Origin of the sequence: Rhodovarius sp. (assembly GCF_040399605.1) — a bacterium.
Lineage (GTDB): Bacteria > Pseudomonadota > Alphaproteobacteria > Acetobacterales > Acetobacteraceae > Rhodovarius > Rhodovarius crocodyli_A.
Map to the genome: position 1 here is coordinate 1 of NZ_JBBARU010000120.1, position 6,924 is coordinate 6,924.

The window sequence follows — 6,924 nt, forward strand, 5'->3', positions numbered from 1 at the left end:
TGTTTATTGTCATTGGCTGTATTTAATTTTAATTTAATTAGAAATTATATGGTATATTATATTTTTGGTGAGTGATTTATTGGCTCGGAAGGAATTTTCATCAAAATTTTTGAGCGCAAAGGTGCTGCCCGATGCCTGGGGTTTTTCCTGGGCATTGACGCGGTCGAGGCCAAGGACGTTTGCATTGATGACGCCACCGACGCCGTCATCACCGGATTGTCCGAGTTGATCGGTCATCGCGCCGATTTCGAGGACGGAAATCAGATGAGATTTGTGGTCTGGGATCGCGATTTTTAATCTGTCCTGAAATCAGCGGGATATTAAAATAATACGCATAAAATAAATTTTTGAGATTATATGAGAAATGTGTAAATTTCGCTAAATTTTGAAAACTGGTAGCCTAAAAAGGCCTATCTCAACCGCCATTGAGTTTAAGAAAATTACCGGGATCAAAGGGCCTTTCGGCCCTTTGCGGGAGGGTTTGGGAGGGCAGCGCCCTCCCCGGGCCACCGCCCCCACCTTCATTCTTGCCCAACCCCGCCCCAACCCCCATTTACCTCTCACATGCGCCCCAATCGTCCCATCTACCTAGATCACCATGCCACCACGCCGCTCGACCCTCGTGTGGCTGCGGCCATGCGTCCGTGGTGGGAGGAGAATTTCGCCAATCCTCATAGTGTAGAGCATGCCATGGGTCGTGAGGCCGAGGCGGCGGTGGAGGGTGCGCGGGAGCATGTGGCTGCGTTGATTGGTGCTGAGGGGCGGGAGATTATTTTCACCTCGGGTGCGACGGAGGCGAATAATCTCGCCATCAAGGGTGCGGCGCGGTTTGCTGGGGCGGAGGGGAAGCGGCGGGTTATTACCCTCGCCACCGAGCATAAATGTGTGTTGGAGAGCGTGAAGTCGCTGGCGTCTGAGGGTTTCGAGCCGGTGATTTTGCCGGTGCAGTCCGATGGTTTGCTGGATTTGGCGGTGTTGGAGGCGGCGCTGCGGGTTCCCACTGTGTTGGTCAGTGTGATGGCGGTGAATAATGAGATTGGCGTGACGCAGGATCTTGCTGCGATTGGTGTTTTGGTGCGTGCGGCGGGGGCGGCGTTTCATATTGATGCGGCCCAGGCCCCGGGCCGGGTCGCGCTGGATGTGCATGCGGTGCAGGCTGATCTGGTCTCGCTCACCGCGCATAAGATGTATGGGCCCAAGGGGGTGGGGGCGTTGTATGTCCGGCGGCGGCCGCGGATGCGCCTGGCGCCGCTGTTTTCCGGGGGTGGGCAGGAGCGGGGTTTGCGTTCGGGCACGCTGCCGGCGCCGCTGCTGGTGGGCATGGGCGAGGCGGCGCGGATTGCTGCCAGCGAGGGTTTGCTTGATGCGGGGCGGATTGCGGGGCAGCGGGATAGGTTTTTCAATGCCCTATCGGCCGAGATTGAGGGGCTGCAGCTAAACGGCCATGCCACCGCCCGAGTGGCGGGCAATCTCAATCTGAGTTTCCCGGGGCGCGTGGATGCCCAGGCGCTGATGCGGGCGGCGCCGGGCCTGTGCGTTTCCACCGGCAGCGCCTGTTCCTCGGCGGAGATTGAGCCTTCCTATGTGCTGGCGGCGCTGGGAATTCCCCAGGGCCAGGCCCGTGCCACCTTGCGCATGGGCTTCGGGCGTTTTACCTCGCCGGCGGAAGCCGATCAGGCCGCCTTGCTGCTTGTTGCGGCCTGGCGTCAGGTTGTGGCCCAGTCTCAAGCCGCCGATTAGGATTTATCGATGCCCAAGATGGTATTTGTTGAACGTGATGGCAGCCGCCGTGAGGTGGAGGCGCCGCTCGGGCTTTCCGTGCTGGAAATCGCCCATCGCCATGGTGTGGATATTGAAGGCGCCTGTGAGGGCAGCCTGGCCTGCTCCACCTGCCATGTGGTGGTGGATGGGGAGTGGTTCGCCAAGCTAGTGAAGCCGACCGAGGATGAGGAGGATATGCTCGACCTCGCCTTCGATCTGCAGGAGACCAGCCGGCTGGGTTGCCAGATCGTGATGACCGCGGCGTTGGATGGGCTGGTGGTGAAGCTGCCGGCTGGCACGCGCAACGCGGGTGGCTGATTGGCAGAATTACGGGCGCGAGGGCGGGCTGTATCGCCGCCTGCGTGATGCATGCGCGGCGGATTGGGCGGCCTATACGTGGCACCCTTTCGTGCAGCAGCTTGCCGCCGGCGCGCTGCCCTTGCCGGCGTTTCGGCATTACCTGGTGCAGGATTATCTGTTCCTGATTCATTTCGCCCGGGCCAAGGCGTTGGCGGTGGTGAAGGGTGAGAGCCTGGAGGCCATGCGCGGCAAGGCGGGTGCGGTGCTGGCCATTCTGGATGAGACGAAGCTGCACCTGAAATATTGTGCGGATTGGGGGCTGGATGAGGCGGCGGTGATGGCCACGCCGGAGACCATGGAGACCGTGAGCTACACCCGCTGGGTGATGGATCGCGGCATGCATGGCGATATTCTGGATTTGGAGGTGGCGCTGGCGCCCTGCACGGTGGGGTATGGCGAGGTGGCGCTGCGGATCATGGCCCATGCCGGCCGCGCGGACACCTATAAAAGCTGGATCGAGGCCTATGCCTCGGCGGATTACCAGGCGATGGCCCGCGCGGCGGCGGCCCGGCTGGATGCCTTGGGTGACAGCCATGGCGGCGAGGCGCGTTTTGCCACGCTGGCGCGGGATTTTCGCATGGCCGCGCAGTTGGAAGCCCGCTTCTGGCAGCAGGGCTTGGATATCCTCTGATGCGCATCCTGGTCGCCATGTCCGGCGGCGTGGACAGCTCGGTGGTGGCAGCGCTGCTGCATGAGCAGGGCCATGAAGTGATCGGCGCCACGCTGCAGCTTTATGATCATGGTGCGGCGATCCAGAAGAAGGGCGCCTGCTGTGCCGGGCAGGATATTCATGATGCCAGGCGGGTGGCCGACCATTTGGGCATCGCACATTACGTGCTCGACCGCGAGGAGCGGTTTCGCCGGGCGGTGATCCAGGATTTTGCCGATACCTATGCCCGTGGCGAAACGCCCATTCCGTGCATTCGCTGCAATCAGACGGTGAAATTCCAGGATTTGCTGGAATTGGCCGAGGATATGGGCTGCGAGGCGATGGCCACCGGGCATTACGCCCAGGCGCGGCCGGGGCCGGAATTGCACATGGCGGCGGATCCGGCGCGCGACCAGAGTTATTTCCTGGCCCATACCACAAGGGCGCAATTGGCCCGCACCCTGTTCCCGCTGGGTGGCATGGCCAGCAAGGCCGAGGTGCGCGCCCATGCCGCGCGGCTGGGCGTGGCGGTGGCGGAAAAGCCCGATAGCCAGGATATCTGCTTTGTGCCCAGCGGCAGCTATGCCGATGTGGTGCAGAAATTCCGCCCCGAGGCGCTGGCTCCCGGAGAGATTGTGGATGGGCAGGGGCGGGTGCTGGGCGAGCATCGCGGCATTGCCCGCTACACGGTGGGGCAGGGGCGCGGCATTGGCGTGGCGGCGGCTGAGCGGCTTTATGTGCATTCGGTGGATGCGGGGCGCAGGCGGGTTGTGGTGGGCCCCAGGCCCGCCACTGAGGCCATTATGGTGGGTGAACTCAATTGGCTGGTGACGCCGGCCCGCGGTGAATTCCGCGCCGATATCAAGCTAAGGGCGCGCGAGGCGCCCCACCCTGCCAGCCTGTGGCTGGAGGGCGATGTGCTGCATGTCCGCCCCGATACCCCTGCGGTGGCGGCACCTGGCCAGGCCTGTGTGGTGTATGAGCAGGGGCGTGTCTTGGGGGCTGGCTTCATCAGGGGCCGGCCGCGCGTTGACAGCGAGGCTCCCGCAGCCTATCTCCCGGCCTCTGCGGTGGTGTAGCTCAGTTGGTTAGAGCACGGCACTCATAATGCCGGGGTCGGCGGTTCAAGTCCGCCCACCACTACCAGAGTTTTCCTTGACATCAGACGGTTACTGCCCTTCGGGCGCCCTCCCCCGCATCACGGTAAACCCTTGGTTTTTTGTCTCCTTGCCTCCCATCATTTGGGCAGCGCTGCAACAACGGATGACGGCATGAGGCGGCGCATCTGGCAGCTTTGCAGGGTTTTGCCGGGCTTTTTGGGGCGTTGAGCGGCCGGGTGGCGGTGAGGGGCTGCTGAGAACTCCCGCAGGATGGCTATTCTGGCTCGGCACCGTTGCCGGGAGAGCGGGAGATGTGTTTTCGCCCTGCGCCGCCTCACCAGGCTGCTGAAGAATGCTGATGGCAGAGGAAAAAGAGCGAAAGGGCTTTACGCGGGCTTTGCCCTCTCGCGCTTGTTTTTGTCTCAGGCGAAGGTGATCACACTATCAGAGCCGATAATGGCGCTGGTCGTGGTGCTGGCGGTGACATAGTCCACCAGAATGATGGTTTCGTAGAGGGCAGTGACGTTCGACGTATCATAGGTGAGCGCGGTATCTGCACCATTGGCGGCATAGGTGAAGGTGCCGGCCGCGGCGTCGTAAGTGCCGCGGGCGAAGCTGGCGTAATCATCCCTACCGGCCAGGTTCGAAGCTGTCAGCGTCAAATCCCGCAAGGCGGTGGCACCCGTCACCTTGAGGGTATCACCCGCCGCAATCCCACGAATGATATCAAACGTGCCGGTGAGTTCGGAGACCACCCCGCTCGCGGTCGTATTGGCGCCCGAGTGACCGGCACTCTGCACGATCTGGCTGGAGGAGCCGGAGAGGGTGATGCTGTCAGCGCCGGCGCCGGCGGTGATCACATCGCTACCGCCGCCGCCGATGATGGTATCCTTGCCCGAGCCACCATTGATGGTGTCATTGCCGCTGCCACCGGTGAGGGTGCTGGCGATGGTCGAAGAACCGGTGATGGTATTGGTGCCGGCATATGCGGTGATGGAGACGGAGGCTAGCGCCGCCGCCGCATTGATCACATCGCCGCCCGTGGAGGTGCCCTTGGTCACCGAGGCAACGGTGAGAGCACCGGTTGTCCAGGACAGGCCGCTTGCCGCGGTGCCTTGCGTGTTGGTCACCGCCGAGGCATCCAAGGAGGAGATCACGGTGGTAAAGGGGTTGATCAGCGTCAGGCCGGCATTGCCGGTGATGGTCATGCTCTTCAGCGCCGCATCAGAAATGGTAATCGCATTGACTTGCTTGGTTGTGTCGGTGTCGACCAGCGCGATGTTGATGGTCTCGATCGGTGATGTGAGGACCGGGCCTGCATCGACGCTCATGGAGGATTTCAGGGTGATGTTGAGCAGATCGGCGCTCGTGTCGGTGGCCAGGTTGTAGAAGGTGGCCATGCCAACATTGGCGACAAATGTCAGATCGGTGCCCGCGGCCACGTTATTCCAGGTGACGTTGCCGGCGAGTTTGCCTTCGATCAGGTGGGAGAAACCATTGGCGCTGTAAGTGCCTGTGGCATTCTCCCCCAATCTCAGAGACTCAAAATTCGCCACATTGGCGAGGGAGAAGGCCGGAGCGTCGAGGACGAAAATGTCATTCGCACCGGCACCGCCATCCACTGTTGCGGTGGGCGCGGCTCTGGCCGTCACGATATCCAGACCCGAACCGCCCAGATAGGCTTCGGTGGTGTTGATGGTCACGGTATTGGTGCCAGAGGAGGCCGAGGCGTCGATCTTGGTCAATTGCGCGCCCTGGCCGGATAGGTCGGCCGTGAAGCCGCCCGAACCGGTGATGGTCACCGACGCCAAGCTGTTGGTCGTGTGATAGTCAGTGATCGTCACCAGCGCGCTGTTATTCACTGTAAGATCGGTGGCCGCGCTGAAACTGGTATAGTTGAGCGTCAGTGGGGTATCGCCTGACAGTGTGACCGTCTCGGCCGCATCAGGGAGCAGGCGAACCAGTGTATTGGCGGTGCCGGTGGAGGTGAGGGTCACTGCGGTGGTGGTGGCATCATAGTATTCTCCGCCAGTCACGTTGTTGAGGCCCAAGGCTAGGCTGCGCGTGCCCGCAGCGGCGGAGATGGTCAGGTCTCCGGCATTATTGGCCATGTTGACGGCGGAGATTGCGTCACCGGTGAGGGCGAATGTGCCCTGGCCGCGCTGCCCATTTATCGAAACCTGGGTGAGGGTCTTGCCATATGTCGCCGCTGGGCCGGAATTGTCATTCACGCTGCCGCCATTTGGGGTGCTGATGGTCGCCGAGGTGATTGCGTTTGCAATCGGCTGACCGCCGATATCGACAGGGCCATCGCTGGAAGCAAACATGGCCCCGCCGCCGCCATCGATCCGCAAAATCTGGTTGGAGAGGTTGGTGACATTGACCACAGTGGTTGCGGCGGCGGCGATGTGGGCCGGGTTATTGACCGCAACAGAGGTTACGGTCAGTGCCTCAAGCCCCGTCCATGCGGTGGTATCGACATCGATATCGCTGGCAGTGGTCAGAACAGCAGCCTCGATGTTTTTGACCGTCACATTATTGGAGGTGATGGCTGTGTTCGCGGTTACATTGAGGGTGTCAAAGCCAGAGTTGCCATCGATTGTATCGAGCTGAGTCAAGGTGTTGATGTCGCTGATGCCGTAGATGGTGTCGTTGTTTGCGGTGCCCGTGACCGTGTCGATACCGACACTGAGGTAGTAATTCTGGCCTGGCACGATGGTGAGCGAATGCACCGCCGCCTCCACATTGGCGATGGCAATGGCGGCTGTCGCCTGGTTGGTCACGCTGTCGAGAAAGGAGAGCGCAGTCATCGCGGCGGTTGGGCTGCCACCGGCGAGGGCCAGGTTCGCGCTGCCATCCTTGAGGAGCTGTTCGCTATAGGCGTTCATCACCAGCAGCTTGGACTGGGCCGGAATCTTGTAGGTATCGGGCACATTGGCGGCGCCGAGATAGCTTGTGAAAATGGTCCAGCCGACGGTTTCGCGCGTGAGCGTGCCATTGGTGAGAGGTGGCTCGGTTTCTCGCTACAGCGTTTCGGTTCCGATAACTGGATCG

The 6,924-nt window shown here is 61.4% G+C and carries 6 protein-coding genes and 1 tRNA gene; 5 read left to right on the forward strand and 2 right to left on the reverse strand.

Features of this window, described 5'->3' with window-relative positions; all coding sequences use genetic code 11:
• Positions 1 to 33: 33 nt before the first annotated feature.
• A complete protein-coding gene (locus ABWP84_RS17725) occupies positions 34 to 237 on the reverse strand; it encodes a hypothetical protein (RefSeq protein ID WP_353213352.1) in 204 nt (67 codons plus the stop codon).
• A 327-nt stretch (positions 238 to 564) separates the two neighbouring features.
• Between ABWP84_RS17725 and ABWP84_RS17730 the strand changes: the two genes are divergently transcribed.
• The 5 genes from ABWP84_RS17730 to ABWP84_RS17750 all read left to right on the forward strand — a co-directional run bounded on the left by ABWP84_RS17730 (position 565) and on the right by ABWP84_RS17750 (position 3,916).
• Positions 565 to 1,740, forward strand: coding sequence for an aminotransferase class V-fold PLP-dependent enzyme (locus ABWP84_RS17730; protein ID WP_353213353.1), 1,176 nt, complete (start codon positions 565 to 567; stop codon positions 1,738 to 1,740).
• 9 nt (positions 1,741 to 1,749) lie between these two features.
• Positions 1,750 to 2,079 carry a ferredoxin family 2Fe-2S iron-sulfur cluster binding protein gene (locus ABWP84_RS17735; protein WP_353213354.1) on the forward strand — a complete coding sequence of 110 codons (330 nt, stop codon included), beginning with the start codon at positions 1,750 to 1,752 and terminating at the stop codon, positions 2,077 to 2,079.
• Positions 2,072 to 2,752 (forward strand): TenA family protein, encoded by a 681-nt coding sequence (locus ABWP84_RS17740; protein WP_353213355.1) that lies wholly within the window; start codon positions 2,072 to 2,074, stop codon positions 2,750 to 2,752. The genes ABWP84_RS17735 and ABWP84_RS17740 overlap by 8 nt, the downstream gene beginning before the upstream one ends.
• On the forward strand, positions 2,752 to 3,849 hold the full coding sequence (gene mnmA / locus ABWP84_RS17745) for a tRNA 2-thiouridine(34) synthase MnmA (RefSeq protein WP_353213356.1): 1,098 nt from the start codon (positions 2,752 to 2,754) through the stop codon (positions 3,847 to 3,849). Before ABWP84_RS17740 ends, mnmA begins: the two co-directional genes overlap by 1 nt.
• Positions 3,840 to 3,916, forward strand: a tRNA-Met gene (locus ABWP84_RS17750). The genes mnmA and ABWP84_RS17750 overlap by 10 nt, the downstream gene beginning before the upstream one ends.
• A gap of 376 nt (positions 3,917 to 4,292) precedes the next feature.
• On the opposite strand, the gene ABWP84_RS17755 is transcribed toward ABWP84_RS17750, so the two are convergent.
• Positions 4,293 to 6,803 (reverse strand): hypothetical protein, encoded by a 2,511-nt coding sequence (locus tag ABWP84_RS17755; RefSeq protein ID WP_353213357.1) that lies wholly within the window; start codon positions 6,801 to 6,803, stop codon positions 4,293 to 4,295.
• Positions 6,804 to 6,924: the final 121 nt, after the last annotated feature.

What these genes read in the sequence shown, in the direction of transcription:
- ABWP84_RS17725 (WP_353213352.1), bottom strand. Translation starts at nt 237, where the DNA reads ATGACCGATCAACTCGGACAATCCGGTGATGACGGCGTCGGTGGCGTC.
- ABWP84_RS17730 (WP_353213353.1), top strand. Translation starts at nt 565, where the DNA reads ATGCGCCCCAATCGTCCCATCTACCTAGATCACCATGCCACCACGCCG.
- ABWP84_RS17735 (WP_353213354.1), top strand. Translation starts at nt 1,750, where the DNA reads ATGCCCAAGATGGTATTTGTTGAACGTGATGGCAGCCGCCGTGAGGTG.
- mnmA (WP_353213356.1), top strand. Translation starts at nt 2,752, where the DNA reads ATGCGCATCCTGGTCGCCATGTCCGGCGGCGTGGACAGCTCGGTGGTG.